At 43.6% G+C, this 17,103-nt stretch carries 16 protein-coding genes; 2 read left to right on the plus strand and 14 right to left on the minus strand.

What is annotated here, in order from left to right; all coding sequences use genetic code 11:
- Positions 1 to 49: 49 nt before the first annotated feature.
- The 12 genes from DWX43_RS04540 to DWX43_RS27270 all read right to left on the minus strand — a co-directional run bounded on the left by DWX43_RS04540 (position 50) and on the right by DWX43_RS27270 (position 13,275).
- Entirely contained in the window at positions 50 to 1,198 is a 1,149-nt protein-coding gene (locus tag DWX43_RS04540; RefSeq protein WP_118619085.1) for a hypothetical protein, read from the minus strand.
- 3 nt (positions 1,199 to 1,201) lie between these two features.
- Entirely contained in the window at positions 1,202 to 1,597 is a 396-nt protein-coding gene (locus DWX43_RS04545; protein ID WP_118619087.1) for a hypothetical protein, read from the minus strand.
- 70 nt (positions 1,598 to 1,667) lie between these two features.
- Positions 1,668 to 2,243: a ComF family protein gene (locus DWX43_RS04550; RefSeq protein WP_330405223.1), complete on the minus strand. Its 576-nt coding sequence runs from the start codon at positions 2,241 to 2,243 to the stop codon at positions 1,668 to 1,670.
- A 104-nt stretch (positions 2,244 to 2,347) separates the two neighbouring features.
- A complete protein-coding gene (locus DWX43_RS04555) occupies positions 2,348 to 4,558 on the minus strand; it encodes an ATP-dependent RecD-like DNA helicase (protein ID WP_118619089.1) in 2,211 nt (736 codons plus the stop codon).
- A gap of 137 nt (positions 4,559 to 4,695) precedes the next feature.
- The gene (locus DWX43_RS04560; RefSeq protein ID WP_347559297.1) at positions 4,696 to 5,688 is read right to left on the minus strand and encodes a rod shape-determining protein; all 993 of its coding nucleotides are present in this window, start codon (positions 5,686 to 5,688) and stop codon (positions 4,696 to 4,698) included.
- A gap of 304 nt (positions 5,689 to 5,992) precedes the next feature.
- Positions 5,993 to 8,845, minus strand: coding sequence for an excinuclease ABC subunit UvrA (uvrA, locus tag DWX43_RS04565; RefSeq protein WP_118619091.1), 2,853 nt, complete (start codon positions 8,843 to 8,845; stop codon positions 5,993 to 5,995).
- 80 nt (positions 8,846 to 8,925) lie between these two features.
- Positions 8,926 to 10,914, minus strand: coding sequence for an excinuclease ABC subunit UvrB (uvrB, locus tag DWX43_RS04570; protein WP_118619093.1), 1,989 nt, complete (start codon positions 10,912 to 10,914; stop codon positions 8,926 to 8,928).
- 85 nt (positions 10,915 to 10,999) lie between these two features.
- Complete coding sequence (locus DWX43_RS04575; protein ID WP_243099250.1) at positions 11,000 to 11,842, minus strand: PDDEXK nuclease domain-containing protein; 843 nt, start codon at positions 11,840 to 11,842, stop codon at positions 11,000 to 11,002.
- 293 nt (positions 11,843 to 12,135) lie between these two features.
- Positions 12,136 to 12,354 (minus strand): hypothetical protein, encoded by a 219-nt coding sequence (locus tag DWX43_RS27255; RefSeq protein WP_243099251.1) that lies wholly within the window; start codon positions 12,352 to 12,354, stop codon positions 12,136 to 12,138.
- On the minus strand, positions 12,314 to 12,553 hold the full coding sequence (locus DWX43_RS27260) for a hypothetical protein (RefSeq protein ID WP_243099252.1): 240 nt from the start codon (positions 12,551 to 12,553) through the stop codon (positions 12,314 to 12,316). Before DWX43_RS27260 ends, DWX43_RS27255 begins: the two co-directional genes overlap by 41 nt.
- Positions 12,554 to 12,596: 43 nt before the next feature.
- Complete coding sequence (locus DWX43_RS27265) at positions 12,597 to 12,968, minus strand: hypothetical protein (RefSeq protein ID WP_243099253.1); 372 nt, start codon at positions 12,966 to 12,968, stop codon at positions 12,597 to 12,599.
- Positions 12,969 to 12,981: 13 nt separating this feature from the next.
- Positions 12,982 to 13,275 carry an AAA family ATPase gene (locus DWX43_RS27270; RefSeq protein WP_243099254.1) on the minus strand — a complete coding sequence of 98 codons (294 nt, stop codon included), beginning with the start codon at positions 13,273 to 13,275 and terminating at the stop codon, positions 12,982 to 12,984.
- Positions 13,276 to 13,647: 372 nt separating this feature from the next.
- Between DWX43_RS27270 and DWX43_RS04585 the strand changes: the two genes are divergently transcribed.
- Both DWX43_RS04585 and DWX43_RS04590 read left to right on the plus strand, forming a co-directional pair.
- A complete protein-coding gene (locus DWX43_RS04585) occupies positions 13,648 to 14,355 on the plus strand; it encodes an ABC transporter ATP-binding protein (protein WP_118619095.1) in 708 nt (235 codons plus the stop codon).
- Complete coding sequence (locus tag DWX43_RS04590; protein ID WP_181368547.1) at positions 14,336 to 15,097, plus strand: ABC transporter permease; 762 nt, start codon at positions 14,336 to 14,338, stop codon at positions 15,095 to 15,097. The genes DWX43_RS04585 and DWX43_RS04590 overlap by 20 nt, the downstream gene beginning before the upstream one ends.
- A gap of 276 nt (positions 15,098 to 15,373) precedes the next feature.
- Here the strand turns inward: DWX43_RS04590 and DWX43_RS04595 are convergent, their stop codons facing one another.
- Both DWX43_RS04595 and DWX43_RS04600 read right to left on the minus strand, forming a co-directional pair.
- Positions 15,374 to 15,682 (minus strand): hypothetical protein, encoded by a 309-nt coding sequence (locus DWX43_RS04595; RefSeq protein ID WP_118619097.1) that lies wholly within the window; start codon positions 15,680 to 15,682, stop codon positions 15,374 to 15,376.
- Positions 15,682 to 17,082, minus strand: a complete 1,401-nt coding sequence (locus DWX43_RS04600) for a glycoside-pentoside-hexuronide (GPH):cation symporter (RefSeq protein WP_118619099.1) — start codon at positions 17,080 to 17,082, stop codon at positions 15,682 to 15,684. Before DWX43_RS04600 ends, DWX43_RS04595 begins: the two co-directional genes overlap by 1 nt.
- Between the last annotated feature and the right edge of the window lie 21 nt (positions 17,083 to 17,103).

Below are 17,103 nucleotides of genomic sequence, written 5' to 3' on the forward strand. Positions count from 1 at the left end.
TGCCACCTCCTGTCTTAATTATTATAACTCCCTTATATCATTTTCAAAATTATTTATTTAATTCATCTTCCAGATTCTCTAATCCAAGTTCCTTTGTAAGACTTCTGGTCAGGAGAATCTCATCTGCAGCCCTGGCATGGTCTACTTTTCTCACCTGATTCCTCGGTTTCGGAACCGGCCGCTTTTTCTGCTGTGGCTGACGCCTTACTTCTGCTGCCTGCTTCACATTTCTGGAATCTATAAGAACCGTCTCCTGTGAGTCAGCCTGCTCTTTTCTTTCATTAATATGCTTTACACTCATCTCGGGTGCGGAGACTCCTATTTTCGGAACTGCCTTCACATAATAATAATATTCGTCATCCTCAAACTGCATACGTTCCGTCCGTGAATAATTCACTGAGAAAAACAGGAATTCAAGTATCAGGCCGACAGCAATAGCCGCCACACCACTCAGGGCCATAGGCCCATAGGACAGGTGTACATTCAGTGCAATCTTCCCAGCCGCCCCGATAAGGATTGCCGTGACTGCACCCGATGCGGAAGCAATCTTCCAGGCATGGTCCACAGAGCGGGTACGTACCGCATATACAATGAAGAGGCTGACTGAAAGTGCCGCCACCATCACCCACATTTCCTTGTTTGTCAGAGATTGTTTTGTAAATGCCATTAATCCCTCCACAAGGCTTTTTGCATCGTCACCCTTGTAGGCCGATGAGGACATCTTCACAAAATGTATCATATAATAAACGATAGTCCCGAATGCCGCCGGAAGAACACAGATCGGAGCTGAGAGCAGTCCGAACGCTACCGGTATCACGAAAGGTATCTTTAATGCGAATGCTACCGGGGTCAGCAGGACGAGCCATGCCTTTTTCGGTGTGAATCTGAAGTAAAAAATATACATAATCAAAAAGATAATGGCAGACACCAGTGCAATTGGCATTGACAACGCGTAAAAATGCACGAGGACGAGCGCGGTTGCCGCAATGACCATCACTACAAGAGGCAGAAATGCACATATCACCGAAAGACCCACTGTACACAGTATTGAAGAAGCTGCTTTCATAAATCCTATATTCGAGTTGATAAGACCGAAAACACACAGGCCCAAGACAAACTGCAGCGCTTTCATTATATATATGGAATACCTGGCGTATATCTTTTGGAGTTGCTCTTTCCAGACAAGTAAAGTACTCATTTTCTAATTATTCTCCTTCACATACATCTTTCCCAGACGGGATAAATCTCGATAATACTTTTTTACACGCTGCTTTGCCTTATTATGTCTGGACTTGTAAAAACTGCCTGCGCAGACACAATATGTAACCAGCAGTACAATATACGCCCCCAGCGCCACGGCAATAATAAAAATCAACTTGGTCACTGTCAGGTCCTTCAGCAGGGCGTCTACGTTGCATAATATCACCAGTCCCGCCACAAGTGCATACCCTGCGGTAACCCAGATCGCTGTGATCAGGGTGTTCAGACTCGCGTAATCCTTTTTATAATAACTGCTGATTTTCAAATCTTCCGGCGCCAGTGTCTTCTCATACTGTGCCATCTTTGTCATCAGTCTGATACGGTTCTTATCTAACATATCTTCACCTCAAAGTATTCTTCTGTTTTCAGCAGATGCAAATAAACATCATTTTTAGTATAGCATACAGTCAGAGTCCTTGTCCAATGCTTATGGTTAAAAAATACACTTTTTCAGCCCCTGCAGCCTTTAGCTTTTCAGCCACTCTTTCTATTGTATTTCCGGTCGTATAAATGTCATCTACAATCAGTATATTCGGCTTTATTTTCTGATTTTCCGGCACTGCAAAGGCACCTTTCAGATTATGGATGCGCTGTGTATCGTTTAACTCCTTCTGTGGTCTGGTGTTCCGGATTCTTAAGACTGCCCTGTGATTCACCGGGATATGGAGCAGTTTTCCAAGTTCTTCCGCCACAATGCCTGCCTGATTATACCCACGTTTCCTCTTCCTGCTTTTGTGCAGCGGAACCGGAATAATCTCGTCAATCTTCCATCTCCTGACCTGTGCTTCATAGCACAAAGCCATCTCCCGTGCAAATACCTTTCCAAAATTCCTCTTGTTCTTATACTTGAACTGATAAACAGCACCAGATACCGGCATGCGGTGCAGCCAGATGCTGCGCCCCTGCTCAAAGGAGGCTTCATGCCCGCTGCAGTCACGGCAGTATTCCTGCTCCTCTTTTTCCACGGGCTTTCCGCAGCGCATACAGCGCGGTTCTTTGATGTACCTGACCTTCTTTCTGCAAGACGGACAGATGCCGTCCGGACTGATCTCCCCACAGAACGGACAGACCGGCGGGTAAAGGAGGTTTAAAATTCCTGTATACGCTCTGCCAGACTTGTATAACGGTTCTGTTCGTTTTTGTTTTGTATCATTTCCTGAAATGTTGCATCACTCCCTACGATTGTCAGGCATTTTTTTGCACGTGTGACTGCGGTGTACAAGAGGTTTCTGTTATACAAAAGCCTTGGTCCCGGAAGAAGAGGAATGATAACTGCCGGATACTCGCTTCCCTGTGATTTATGAACCGTAATGGCATAGGCCAGTTCCAGTTCCTCCAACAGCTCATATGGATATTTCACCTTTCTCCCCTCATCATATTCCACTTCTATCGTCTCATCGAATGTATTGATATCTGTTACAATTCCCATGTCACCGTTGAAAATCCCGGTGCCTTTGTCTACTGTGAGTCCAAACTTCGTACAGATCTCCCACTCCAGCTGGTAGTTGTTCTTGATCTGCATCACTTTATCCCCGACACGGAAAATTTTCTGGCCGAATTCCTTTTCAGCCTTTTTCGGGTCCGGGGGGTTCAAATACTTCTGAAGAATAGTATTCAGCCGTTCTACTCCCAGCAGGCCTTTCCTCGTCGGCGTCATGACCTGGATATCGGTCGGTGCCGCATCTACATACTTTGGCAGCTTTTTCTGGATCAGCGTAATCACCACACTGATGATCACATCTGCTTCCTGACGTTTCAGGAAAAAGAAATCTCTGCTTTTATTATTTAATATGACAGCTTCCCCCGCATTAATCTTATGTGCATTCACGACAATGTCGCTCTCCCCTGCCTGCCGGAAAATCTTTGTCAGTGTGACTACCGGAAAGCTGCCGGATGCGATAATATCTTTCAGCACACTCCCTGGCCCTACGGACGGAAGCTGGTTCACATCTCCCACGAGAATCAGGCGTGTGCCCTCCACAACTGCAGACAGCAGCGCATGCATCAGCGGAAGGTCTACCATTGACATTTCATCAATGATCAGCACATCCGTCTCCAGAGGGTTCTGCCGGTTTCTCATAAACCCGTTGACATTTCCTTCCTCCTCCGGATTCCCGCTGACTTCCAGAAGCCGGTGGATTGTCTGTGCCTGGTATCCGGTTGCCTCAGTCATTCGCTTCGCCGCACGCCCTGTCGGGGCCGCAAGCAGAATACTCATCCCTTCACTCTCAAAGAACTGGATCATCGTGTTGATCGTCGTTGTTTTCCCGGTTCCGGGGCCTCCTGTCAGGACGAGAAGACCATGCTTGATGGATTCGATAACCGCCCGGTGCTGCATCGGGTCCAGTGAGATATCTTCCTGCTCCTCAACCTTTCTGAGCCGCTTTTCCATCATATCTTCAGGCATGTTACAATCAATATTCAGGTCATGGAGCATGCGTGCCGCATTCAGTTCCAGATAGTAATAGTGCGCCGGGTAAATCCTGATCTCGTCCTGTTCTTCTTTCCTGACCACCTTCCGCTCAATGCAGAGGTCCATAATATACTTTTCCACGTCCTGAATCTGCACCCCGAGAAGCTGTCCCGCCCTTGCGGCGAGTATGTGCTGGGGAAGGTAGATATGGCCTTCACCCACAGACTGCTGCAGGGTATAAAAAATTCCGCTCCGGATTCTGAAATCCGAATCCGTGTGGATTCCAATCCGGGAGGCAATCTCATCTGCAGTCTTGAATCCCACGCCTTCAATGTTATCTGCAAGCTGATAGGGATTTTCTTCCAGAACCTGATAGAGCTTTGAACCATAATGTTTATAAATTTTAACGGCAAGGGTCGTGGAGATCCCGTAATTCTGCAGGTATATCATAGCCTTGCGCATATCCTTCTTGTCTTCTACCTGCTCCGCAATCTCTCTTGCCTTGCGTTCACTGATTCCTTTTATTTCTGCCAGCCGCTCCGGTTCTTCTTCAATGATCCGGAATGTGTCCTCTTTAAACCTTCTGACGATCCTTGCTGCCAGAGCAGAACCGACCCCTTTGACTGCGCCGGACCCCAGATAACGTTCAATCGAAACCAGATCTTCCGGTTCTTTGACTTTATGGGAATTCACCTTTAACTGGCTTCCATATACGCTGTGATTCACATAATCCCCCTGAACCTCCAGCATTTCCCCCTCATTTATATAATGAAAACTCCCGACACAAGTTACTTCTCCGTCTTCACTGTCCAGATTGAATACGGTATAACCATTCTCCTCATTCCGAAACACGATGTGCTCCACATATCCGGTAACTACTTCCACAATTGCCTCCTAACCAGAACTGGCTATGTAAATTCTCCTCCTGTACCCTGACGCCACACATCAGGTATAACATAAGTTAAGACAGACTCCTCCCTATATTTCCCCGAGGTAGTCTGTCCCATCCCTTTTATCTGCCTTTAGAAATCTGTTCTGCCGCTCATAAATTCTACAAACTGGCCTGTCCCGATCGCCACGACTTTCATCGGGTCTTCCGCAGTCATTGTATGAATCCCCGTCTTTTCTTCAATCAGTTCCTCCAGCCCCCGAAGCATTGCGCCCCCGCCTGTAAGAACGATTCCGCGGTCCAGAATATCCGCGGACAACTCCGGCGGCGTCTGTTCCAGAACTGCGATAACGGCTTCCACAATCTGCCCAGTGGCCTCCCGCAGCGCCTCCTCAGTCTCGGACGAAGTCACCGTGACGGTCTTTGGCAGCCCTGTCACAAGGTTACGCCCCCTGACCTCCATTGTCTCCTCCTCGACGAGAGGATATGTTGTTCCTATCTTAATCTTAATATCTTCCGCGGTGCGCTCACCGATCAGAAGATTATGTTTCTTTCGCATATAGCGAACGATCGCTTCATCAAAATCATCACCCGCGATCTTGATCGAAGTATTCACAACCGTACCGCCGAGTGAAATAACCGCGATGTCCGCAGTCCCTCCCCCGATGTCCACGATCATATTCCCACACGGCTTGGAGATGTCTATCCCCGCACCGATCGCCGCCGCCACCGGTTCTTCGATCAGATGTACTTCTCTTGCACCGGCTGCAAATGTAGCCTCTTCCACTGCTTTCTTCTCAACCTCTGTTACCCCGCTGGGCACACAGATGCTGATGCGCGGCTTTTTAAATGTCCTTTTTCCGAGTGACTTCTGCACAAAATATTTGATCATCTTCTCTGTGACCGTGTAATCTGAAATCACACCCTGGCGAAGCGGGCGGACAGCTATGATATTGCCCGGTGTTCTCCCCAGCATCAGGCGTGCCTCTTCTCCGATCGCTTTGATCACATTCGTATCTCTGTCAAACGCTACAACGGATGGTTCCTTAAGTACCACTCCTTTGCCTTTCACATACACAAGCACACTGGCCGTCCCCAAATCTATCCCGATATCTACAGACATAATGACTCTCCCTTCCAAAACCCTTATTAATCCTTATCATAATCACTGTTCCTCTGCGTTTCTCTGCCAATGGCAGGAATTCTCCCTGGTATAGTAACAATTCATTTGTTTTTATATGACACTTTTCCCTTAAGTTGCACAAATAGTATAATAAACTTTTCCAAAAATGGAAACCCTTTTTTTATAATTTATTTTTTCTTAAGGAATAAAAATTAACCCCGCAAAATCCGACTTTTTCCGCCGGTACGCCTTTTATATGAAACTCCAGCCCGGAATCCCAAGGGAGACCGGGCTGGAGTTTTCTCTGTCAGACCCTGCACTTTGCAAGTGCTTCCGTGATATACCTGCCTGTATAAGAATTCGGATTCTCCGCCACTTCCTCCGGTGTTCCTGTCGCCACAATAGTCCCGCCTTTATCGCCGCCTTCGGGACCGATATCTATGATATAATCTGCCGTCTTTATAACATCCAGATTATGTTCGATTACGACTACCGTATTTCCGTCGGCTGAGAGCCTTCTCAGTATTTCTGTCAGTTTATGGACATCTGCAAAATGAAGCCCTGTGGTCGGCTCATCCAGTATATATACCGTTTTTCCCGTGCTCCTCCGGCTCAGTTCTGCCGCAAGCTTGATACGCTGTGCTTCACCTCCGGACAGCTCCGTGGAAGGCTGTCCCAGACGGATATAGGATAACCCGACATCATTAAGCGTCTCCATCTTCCTGCGGATGCTCGGCACATGCTCGAAGAATGTCAGTGCTTCTTCCACTGTCATGTTCAGAACATCATAAATCGTCTTACCTTTATACTTCACTTCCAGCGTCTCCCTGTTATAACGCCTGCCTCCGCAGACTTCACAGGGCACATATACGTCCGGCAGGAAATGCATCTCTATCTTCAGGATTCCGTCACCGCTGCACGCCTCACATCGTCCACCTTTGACATTGAAGCTGAATCTGCCTTTTTTATATCCCCTTGATTTTGCGTCCGGAGTAGATGCAAACAGGTCCCGGATCAGATCGAACACGCCGGTATACGTGGCTGGATTGGAACGCGGTGTACGTCCGATCGGAGACTGGTCAATGTCAATAACCTTATCCACCTGTTCCAGCCCCTCTATCCTCTTATGCCTGCCCGGAATCGTCCTCGCACGGTTCAGTTCCTTTGCCAGTTTTTTATATAAGATCTCATTGACGAGTGAACTCTTTCCCGAACCAGACACGCCCGTCACACAGGTCATGACTCCCAGAGGAATCTTTACATCAATATTCTTCAGATTATTCTCCTGGGCGCCCACGATCTTCAGGTACCCGCTTGGCTTTTCCCGCTTCTCCGGCACGGGTATCTGAAGCTTTCCGCTTAAATATGCCCCTGTTATAGAGTTCTTATTCTTCATGATCTCCTGGGCCGTACCAACCGCAATGACCTCGCCGCCGTGTTCCCCTGCACCGGGTCCGATATCTACGATACAATCAGCCGCCAGCATGGTATCTTCATCATGCTCGACTACGATCAGTGTATTTCCCAGATCGCGCAGATGCTTCAGCGTGTCCAGAAGCTTATCATTGTCTCTCTGGTGCAGGCCGATACTCGGTTCATCCAGAATATAGGCGACACCGACCAGACCTGAACCGATCTGGGTGGCAAGCCGGATTCTCTGGGCCTCCCCGCCTGACAGAGATGCTGTCGCCCTGGCAAGTGTCAGATAATCCAGACCGACGTTCATCAGGAACTGGATTCTCGCTTTGATTTCTTTTAAAATCTGGTTTCCGATCATCTGCTGTGTCTGGGTCAGTTCGAGATTTACCAGAAAATCGTGAAGCCTATCGATTGAATATGCCGTCACTTCCGCAATGTTCTTACCTCCGACAGTAACTGCCAGAGATCCCTTTTTCAGCCTCTGGCCGCCACACTCTGAACACGGAGTGATATTCATAAAGGTCTCATATTCTGCCTTCATCGTTTCGGATCCTGTCTCACGGTACCGTCTCTCCACATTCTTGATCAGTCCCTCGAAGGAAACATCATACACGCCTTCCCCGCGCTGTCCCTTATAATAAACTTTTACAGACTTTCCATTTGTACCGTGCATAATAACATCATGTATTTTTTTCGGGTACTTTTCAAACGGAGTATCCAGATCAAATTTATATTCCTTGCACAGGGCATCCAGAATCGCTCTTGTAAAGCTGGATTTATCTGTGCAGGACTGCCATCCGGTCACGGTGATAGCCCCTTCATTAATACTCAGTGACTTATCCGGTATCATCAGGTCCTCGGAGAACTCCATCTTATAACCGAGTCCAAAGCAGACCGGGCATGCCCCGAATGGATTGTTGAACGAAAAGCTTCTTGGCTCGATCTCGTCAATGCTGATACCGCAGTCCGGACATGCAAAACTCTGGCTGAAATTCATCGGCTCCCCGCCAATGATATCCACGATCAGCAGTCCTTCCGCAAGACTCAGCACACTTTCAACAGAATCTGTCAGTCTTTTCTCTATTCCCGGTTTTACAATTAAGCGGTCGACAATAATCTCTATATTGTGCTTAATATTTTTATCCAGTGTAATCTCTTCCGACAATTCATAAAGGTTCCCGTCAACACGCACTCTCACATAGCCGCTTCTTTTTGCCCTTTCCAGAAGCTTTGCATGGGTTCCTTTCCTGCCTCTTACAACCGGCGCCAGCAGTTGGATCTTCGTTCCCTCAGGCAGCGCCATAACCTGGTCCACCATCTGGTCTACCGTCTGCTTCATGATTTCTTTCCCACACTTCGGGCAGTGCGGGATTCCGATTCTCGCGTAAAGCAAACGGAAATAGTCGTAAATTTCCGTGACCGTCCCGACGGTAGAACGCGGATTATGGTTGGTAGACTTCTGGTCAATGGAGATTGCCGGGGAAAGTCCCTCGATGCTCTCCACGTTTGGTTTTTCCATCTGTCCCAGAAACTGTCTTGCATAAGAGGACAGTGATTCCATATACCGCCTCTGGCCTTCTGCATAAATCGTGTCAAACGCCAGAGAGGACTTGCCGGACCCGCTAAGCCCGGTCAGTACCACAAGTTCATTCCTCGGGATATCAAGATCAATATTCTTCAGATTATTTTCATTTGCACCGCGTATCTTAATGTACTTGCGGGCATCCATCTTTTTAGCCATGTTCTTCCCTTCCTGTACTCCTGTCTATTCTATTCTTCTGTATTTTCTGTAAATTATTCACCGATATCGGATTGCTTTCGTTAGTCATCCATATCATTGAGGTTCTTTTTCAGTTCCACCAGTTTGTCCCTGAGTTCTGCCGCTGCCTCGAAGTTCAGTTCTGCTGCTGCCTTCTTCATCTGCTTAGACAGATCTGCAACCAGCTTCTCCAGTTCTTTCCTGCTCATAGACTCCGGATCTTTCTCCATCTGCATCTCTTTTGCAGCCACTTTTTTAGATATGCTGATTAAGTCCCGCACTGCCTTCTGGATCGTGGTCGGCGTGATATGATGTTCTTCATTATACTTCATCTGAATCCCACGGCGGCGCTGTGTTTCATCCATCGCAGTCTGCATGGAATCGGTAATCTTATCGGCATACATGATCACATGCCCCTCGGAGTTCCTCGCGGCACGCCCGATTGTCTGGATCAGGGAAATCTCTGAACGGAGGAACCCTTCCTTATCTGCATCCAGTATCGCAACCAGCGTAATCTCCGGTATATCCAGACCTTCTCTGAGCAGGTTAATCCCGACAAGCACATCAAATACATCCAGACGCATGTCACGGATAATCTCTGTTCTTTCCAGTGTATCCACATCCGAATGCAGGTACTTCACACGGATACCGACCTCACGCATATAATCGGTCAGGTCCTCTGCCATCCGCTTAGTAAGCGTAGTAACAAGCACTTTATTCTTCTTTGCTACTTCTTTATTCACTTCTCCGATCAGGTCATCAATCTGGCCCTCCACAGGGCGCACTTCCACCTCTGGGTCCAAAAGTCCTGTAGGCCGGATTACCTGCTCCGCACGGAGCAGTTCATGCTCTGCCTCGTACACACCGGGGGTGGCCGAAACAAACATGACCTGATTTATCTTACTCTCAAATTCCCCGAAATTCAAGGGCCTGTTATCCTTCGCGGACGGAAGGCGGAATCCATAATCCACAAGCGTCGACTTACGCGACTGGTCCCCGGAATACATGCCTCCTATCTGCGGAATTGTCTTATGTGACTCATCAATCATCATAATGAAGTCATCCGGGAAATAATCAATCAGTGTATACGGTGGCTGACCCGGCGCCAGCCCCGAAAGATGCCTCGAATAATTTTCGATTCCGGAGCAGAATCCGGTCTCTTTGAGCATCTCAATATCAAAATTCGTACGCTCTGCAATCCGCTGGGCTTCAATCAGCTTGTCCTGACGCTTAAACTCCTTCACCCGCTCTTCCAGTTCTGCCTCAATATTTTTTACCGCACGTGCGATATTCTCTTTATCAACAACATAATGGGAGGCCGGGAAAATCGCTGTATGCTTAAGCTCATCCTTAATCTCCCCTGTCAGGATATCAATCTCCGTGATCCGTTCTATCTCATCCCCGAACCATTCGATACGGATTGCACTCTCCTCCGCATTAGCCGGAATCACCTCCAGTACATCCCCGCGCACCCGGAAGGTCCCCCTGTGGAAATCCATCTCGTTGCGGTCATACTGGATCTCGATCAGCTTGGCCATCACTTCATCCCTGTCCCTGACCATGCCCGGACGGAGCGAGATCACCATGTTCTGGTAATCGACAGGGCTTCCCAGGCCATAAATACAGGAAACACTGGCCACAATGATAACATCGCGTCTCTCCGACAGCGACATCGTCGCAGAAAGACGGAGCTTGTCAATCTCATCATTGATGGAAGAATCCTTGGCAATGTAAGTATCGGATGAAGGGACATAAGCTTCCGGCTGATAATAATCATAATAGGACACGAAATATTCCACAGCATTATCTGGGAAGAATTCTTTGAATTCTCCGTAGAGCTGTGCCGCCAGCGTCTTATTATGTGCGATGATTAATGTTGGTTTATTTAGTTGTTGTATCACGTTCGCCATTGTGAACGTCTTTCCCGAACCGGTGACACCAAGAAGGGTCTGGCACTGGTTACCTTCCTTGAAGCCTTTTACAAGAGCTTCAATTGCCTGGGGCTGATCACCGGTTGGGGCGTATTCTGAATGAAGTATGAATTTATCCATAGTCTGATCCTTTTCTATTTTGGATTATATATCAATTGATTTCGTTCTAATTCTTTTTGTAATTCCTCCACTGTTGGTAAAACAGTCATATATTTTGAGGCAAATATTTGTTGACTTTCGTGTAAAACAGAATATTATCCTGATGTGTTAATTTAGTTGTTTTTAAGTCAATCACCACAAAACACTTCAAAATATAATTGTAAAACACTAAATCAATATAGAAATCTGTTGTTTCTGTACAAATGCGCATTTGCCTTCCAACAAATGAAAACCCTTTCCCCATTTCTAGCAAAAATTTCTGAAGATTACTAATAATGGCATTTTCAATATCATTTTCCAAATATCTTTCATCTCGCTTTATTCCCATAAATTCTAACACGAACGGATCTTTGACAAACTCTAATGTTTGATTTTCTTTATTTTGCAACTGTGTAGAAAGCATTCTTTTATAATAGCCACTCTTAATATTACGTTCCAATGTTCTTACAGACCAATTTTCGTTTATCACTTCATTCAAATAAAAATTTCGTTCTTCTTCATCTGAAATCCGCATAATATCTCTCAAATGAGACCACGAAACTTTCCCTGATACATTATATCCATATGAATCCTGTGGAAAGGTCAAATAAAACTGACGACAATTTTTCAGATTTGCAACAGAAAATCCTGTTCCAAACTCATCCAAAAGTTCTTTCGAAAGATTTTTCAATAAATATGAACCATATTTAGCTTTCGTTTTGCCTTGCTGTTCTTGCTCAACAATTCTTCTACCAACATTCCAATAAGCATGCGTCATTATAGCACTTGCATTTTCATATGCACGTTCACGTGCTTGCTTTAATATATTTCGTATATCCTGATAAAATTTTTCTTCTTGTAATCCTAGCAATGTATCTTCAGTATGCTGTATTAATTCTTTCTTATCCATAGTTCCTCCCTTGTGGATTCGCTACACGCGTGTAGCGAATCTTTTTTGCAATCATTATATTACATGTCTTATGGATAACCCTCAAACACTTCTAGGCTTATGTCGAGTTTATACAGTTTCCTTATTGTATTTCTTTAATATCTAATACAAAATCACTTATTTCAAAAAAATATAAGTACTGTCTACAGAACCTTGTTTCTTTATTACCCTTAATCTAAATCCCATTTTTCTTCCATTTTAAACATTTTCTGCACACAATATTTTTTTTCAAACTCGATATAATTTGATGTTTCTTAGACTTCACGTTCATAATTTTCATTTAGTTTTCCATTTATAATTTTATCCAACTCATCGCAAACCGCTTTCCGTTCTGGCTTCTTCAATTCTAAGATAGCATTATATGGTCTATCACCCGATTGTAAATAACCAAAAAACTGACCTTCAAAATCAGGAATATTCACTATAACCTTATTATTTTTTCCCTTTTTTTGCTTCATCAATAATTTTTTCATTAATAGTCCACATTGAATTTTTAACAAATACATCTTTACGTTTTACCTTAGGCGAATCCATATCATGAACCTCATCATCTGAAAAATTTGCTTTCTCCGTAGAGAAAATTTTGGTCGCACCTTCATTTTTTTCTACTCGAATAATTGTAGTATGTGGTTTGGATACATCTATTATAAAAGATTCTGGTTCTTCAACCAACAGTATTTGGGGTTCCTCGTTTTTTATAAGAGTTTTCCCGTTTTCATTTTTCCTGTATCAGATAGTGCCTCAATGGCAGACCACAAAAAAGCTCTTTGCAAACCACTCCCTGATTAGCTAAAGGATAATATTTTCCATCGGAGGCTGCTACATTCAAATATGTCCCTGCAGCCAATAATTTATCTACTTCCAACTTTTCGGCCTGAGGTTCAATATCTATATTGTACTCTGGAAATATATCACTTAAATTTTTTTGCAATTTATCTGTGGTTTTATCTAATTCATCAGCAATTTCCTTCTTTACATCCCTTGCCAGTTCATTGATTTGACCAATCATTGTTGCAATTTTGGATCTATTGTTTTTTACATTATCTTTTACTGCTGATGTTAATAATTCAACAATCTTTTTTTCCATCTGGACCGAATCATCAATAGGTAATAACTGTATCTCCATCCTCGTTTTGATAAAGCCATTTTTCTCCTATTTGTGCTTTATCTTCCTCATTAATTTTCCTAAATCCCCCGCTTATTTCTATCGGATTTTTTTCATTGTTTTGGTAGAACTCATCAATTTTCAAAGGAGACCCTGAATTTCTAAATGCTTCGTATGCTTTAAAAACAGTAGTTTTTCCCACATTATTAGGTCCTATTAAAACAACAATATTATCTATTTTAATAGTAATACCTTTTTCGTCAAAACAACCAAAATTCTTAATTTGCAATTTATATGAAACTCTATATTTTTTCTTTCAGCAAAATATTGCCTGTTAATCATAATACCACTCCCTCTCCACTAATCATTGATCCGATCCATTATCACATCAAAGAACAAATGTTCTTTTTTATTTTACTCCAGATAAGCGTTAGAGTCAATCAAAATAGTATTCCTTTTTTCTTTAAATTCATGACATTAGTTTTAATCCCACAGCATTCTCAAGGGAGGTGTGCCTATATTTTTCCCATAGTGCTTTGACTTGCTATTACAAATGACATATAATAAATAAGTAAGCCATTTCCTCTATATTATTAGTGTTTATTTGGAGTGCTGCTGTGCTTTTCACTATACTATTAAACAAAAGGAGTTGAAAATCAAAATGATTCATATAAAAAACATATCAAAATCATTTGATAATAAGACTGTGCTTAATAATGTTTCCTTTAGCATTGGCGATAATGCAATTACATCCTTGATAGGTCCCAATGGTATAGGCAAGACTACCCTTCTAAATATACTTTGTGGTGTTTTGTCTCCAGACCAGGGAATCATTGAATGTGAAACCCCTTATTTTACCAGAGAAATATTTACAGTTTTGTCAGGAAACCAACATTTGTATGCAAAAAATACAGTTAAAGAAAACATTTATTTTCTCTCCACTCTTCGTGGTTTATCAAAAGGAGAAATAAAGTCCAATATAGAAAAGTACCACACCTATTTCCCGCTATATGACTCAATACAGGGTTCTTTATTCGAAGAACTTTCTTTTGGCCAAAAACAATTAACTACTATTTTCGCCGCATTAGTCGCCAACTCTCAATATTTGTTTTTAGATGAACCAACGGAGGGGTTAGATCTAGCTCACAAAAAGCAATTAGCCTCAGTTTTATCTTTAATCAAACAATTTAAGACTATTTTGCTTACATCTCATGATTTGGATTTTGTTTCATCTCTTTCAGATGAACTCGTTTTTATAAACAATGCTAAAATTGTTAATATTTCAAAATCACTTTCAAAAGAGCAGTTTCTAAAAGTTTATGAAACAATATATGGGGAGGAGCAGGGGAATGAGAATTATTTACTATGAATTCAAAATGGATTTTCTAAGAACAATCAGATATAAAATGGGGATAGTATCAGACATTGTTGTGTTCACTATACTACTATGCTTTTTTTATATATCAAATACTGGTGCTTCATTTCAAAAAGTATACGGAACAAATAACTATAAAACCTTGTTGTTATTAGGTTACATTGCCTGGACTCTTGCTGTTTCTGCAATTTCCACCATTGGGAATCAAATCACCAGTGAATTACAGCGCGGTACATTGTTTTTTAAACTCAACTGTAAACTTCCACTACAAATTGTATATATTGGAGATCTCGTATCAGCAAGTATCATACAACTTTTTATTATTTTTATATACTCCATAGTAACACATTTTGCATTTGGCGTGGATTATTTTGTAAGTCCTGCTGTTTTAGTATCTCTTATAATCTGTACCTTTGGTATGTATGGAATAGGACTTATTGTCGCTGGATTATCAATTTATTTTAAAAGAATTGGCTCGATTATATTTTTAATCCAGCTATTTCTGCTTTTTGTCACTAATACGGTACCAACAGCATCAATAATCACAAATGTTTCAAAAATTTTACCCCTGACTATGTGTAATACAGTTTTACGATTAAGTTTTTCAAATGAAAATATCTATTCTTCTTTTGTCTTACTATTATTAACAAGTATTTTTTGGTTTGCCCTTGGATACATAGTTTTTGGCCTTTTCATAAAATTTTCTAAGAAAAAGGGGAATTTACTATTATATTAATATCCTCATTGAAGGTATCAGGCCATACAGAAAAAGAAGCTGCGTGACACAGCTTCTTTTTTGTACAATCTAATCAATTCCGTTGTTTTTCTTACCAGTCCTTTTATATTTCGGACTCCTTTAAAACTTCAACTTTACACTGATGCTTTTTTTCTGTCCTGTCATAGCTAATGCCTACTGCCATAGCTTAGGAGCGGTACTTCCGTATTAGCGGAATCTCTCTGCTCTCATCATTAAAGTCAAAAGCCTCCAAAAGCTGCCTTTTTTTCTTCCTCTTCACACGGAATCTGCCCGCTCTTCACCATCTTCACAAGACCCAATGCCTGTTCCAGTGTATACGGCTCCCCATAGTTTTCCTCCGCCCAGTCCTGATCCGCAAGGGAGAGCCCGTGACGCCCGTGCAAGATCTTTTGCAGGCTGGTCTTTCAGGGGTGCAGCTCCCGTTATATTGACGGTGTATGTACACACGAATGTCTGATGACCTTTCTCATAGAATTTCTTAGCAACGATTTCCCCTTCTTTCCATAGGTTATACCGCTCTCTGATCATAATCCATTCCCTCTCTTTGCGATTTGATTTTCCCATTATTTTGCCTGATCTTTCCTCTGGGCAATCTCTGCATGGATCTGCGGCAGTTTCTTCTCAAGGTCAAATTTGATTGATAAGATAAACAGCACCGTAAACAGGATCAGCGGCACATAAATATTAAATGTAAAGACTGCCTGTTTTACCGCCGTAGAAGCCACTGCTGCCTCCGGATTATAAGATGCGATTGCAAGGCACCATGCAACCAAAGATGCCCCAAGTCCGTTTCCTACCTTGCTTCCAAAACCGCAGGCCGCCTGAGACGATGCCAGCATACGGTTGTTGAATTTGTATTCATTGTAGTCAATCGTCATCGCTGTCAGGACTCCAAGAAGGCACATCATCGGGATGTTGGCAAATGTTCCGAAGCATCCAAGCACTGTGTTGTATACAAAATTGTACGGATTAAGCAGACGCAGGGCGTTCCCCGCCATTCCGATAAAGAACGACACTTTCAAAGTCTTTGTGACGCCCAGCTTTTTGATCATCGGCCCTACGAGTATAAACCCAAGTATTGTTGGGATCATACCGATCGCTCCCTGAATACCGACGAGATTATCGTTTCCGTAGATCCATTTCGCATAATAAGTTCCGGCTGAGTTGGCAAGTCCGTATGTAATATTTACCGCCAGTCCCATGATAAGGACCATGACCCAGTATTTATTGTGAAACAGGTTAGTAATTGCTTCTTTAAACGGAAGTGCCTCATCCTGCACTCCTGCATTATTTTCCGCTTCCATGACGGGGTTTGTCTCCTTGCCCGTCTTCCATGTAATCAGCAGGCAGATTACAGCGACAACGGCAAGCACTGCACTGAATTTGATCCATGCCGCCTGATCACCACCGAGCATATTCGTGATTGGAATGATTGCCACCGCGATGATCATACCGGATACATAACCCGCCCCTGCGCGCCATGTTCCCATGTTTCCTCTCTCCTGCTGACTGGCGGTCCTGACGACCATAAGAGATGCGTATGGAATACAGAGCGCCGTATAGATCACTGCCGTTAGCAGAAAGTTTGTGATAAACATGTAAACCATCTGCATCGTTGAACTAACATTCGCCGGCACGGTGAACAAAAGTACAATCATAACCGCTGCGGGTACCGACATCTTAAGAAGCCACGGGCGGTAACGCTCTTTCCCCGGTTTCGTGTGGTCTACAATGTATCCCATGATAAGATCGGTAAATGCATCTATTAACTTAACGATCAGAAAGGCTGTACCGACTGCCCCTGCTGCCAAGCCAACCTTATCGGTATAAAAATATGTAAGCTGTCCGACCAGACCGCTGATTGCGTTCAGCGTAAACTGCCCTGCAGCATCTCCGAGATAATCACCAAAGCGCATCACTTTCTGGATGCCGTCTTTATCTTTTCCTAATGGTTTCCTACTCATTATTTTTCTCCTCTTTCCTTT

Source organism: Clostridium sp. AF19-22AC, from assembly GCF_003479085.1.
Taxonomy (GTDB): domain Bacteria; phylum Bacillota; class Clostridia; order Lachnospirales; family Lachnospiraceae; genus Faecalicatena_A; species Faecalicatena_A orotica.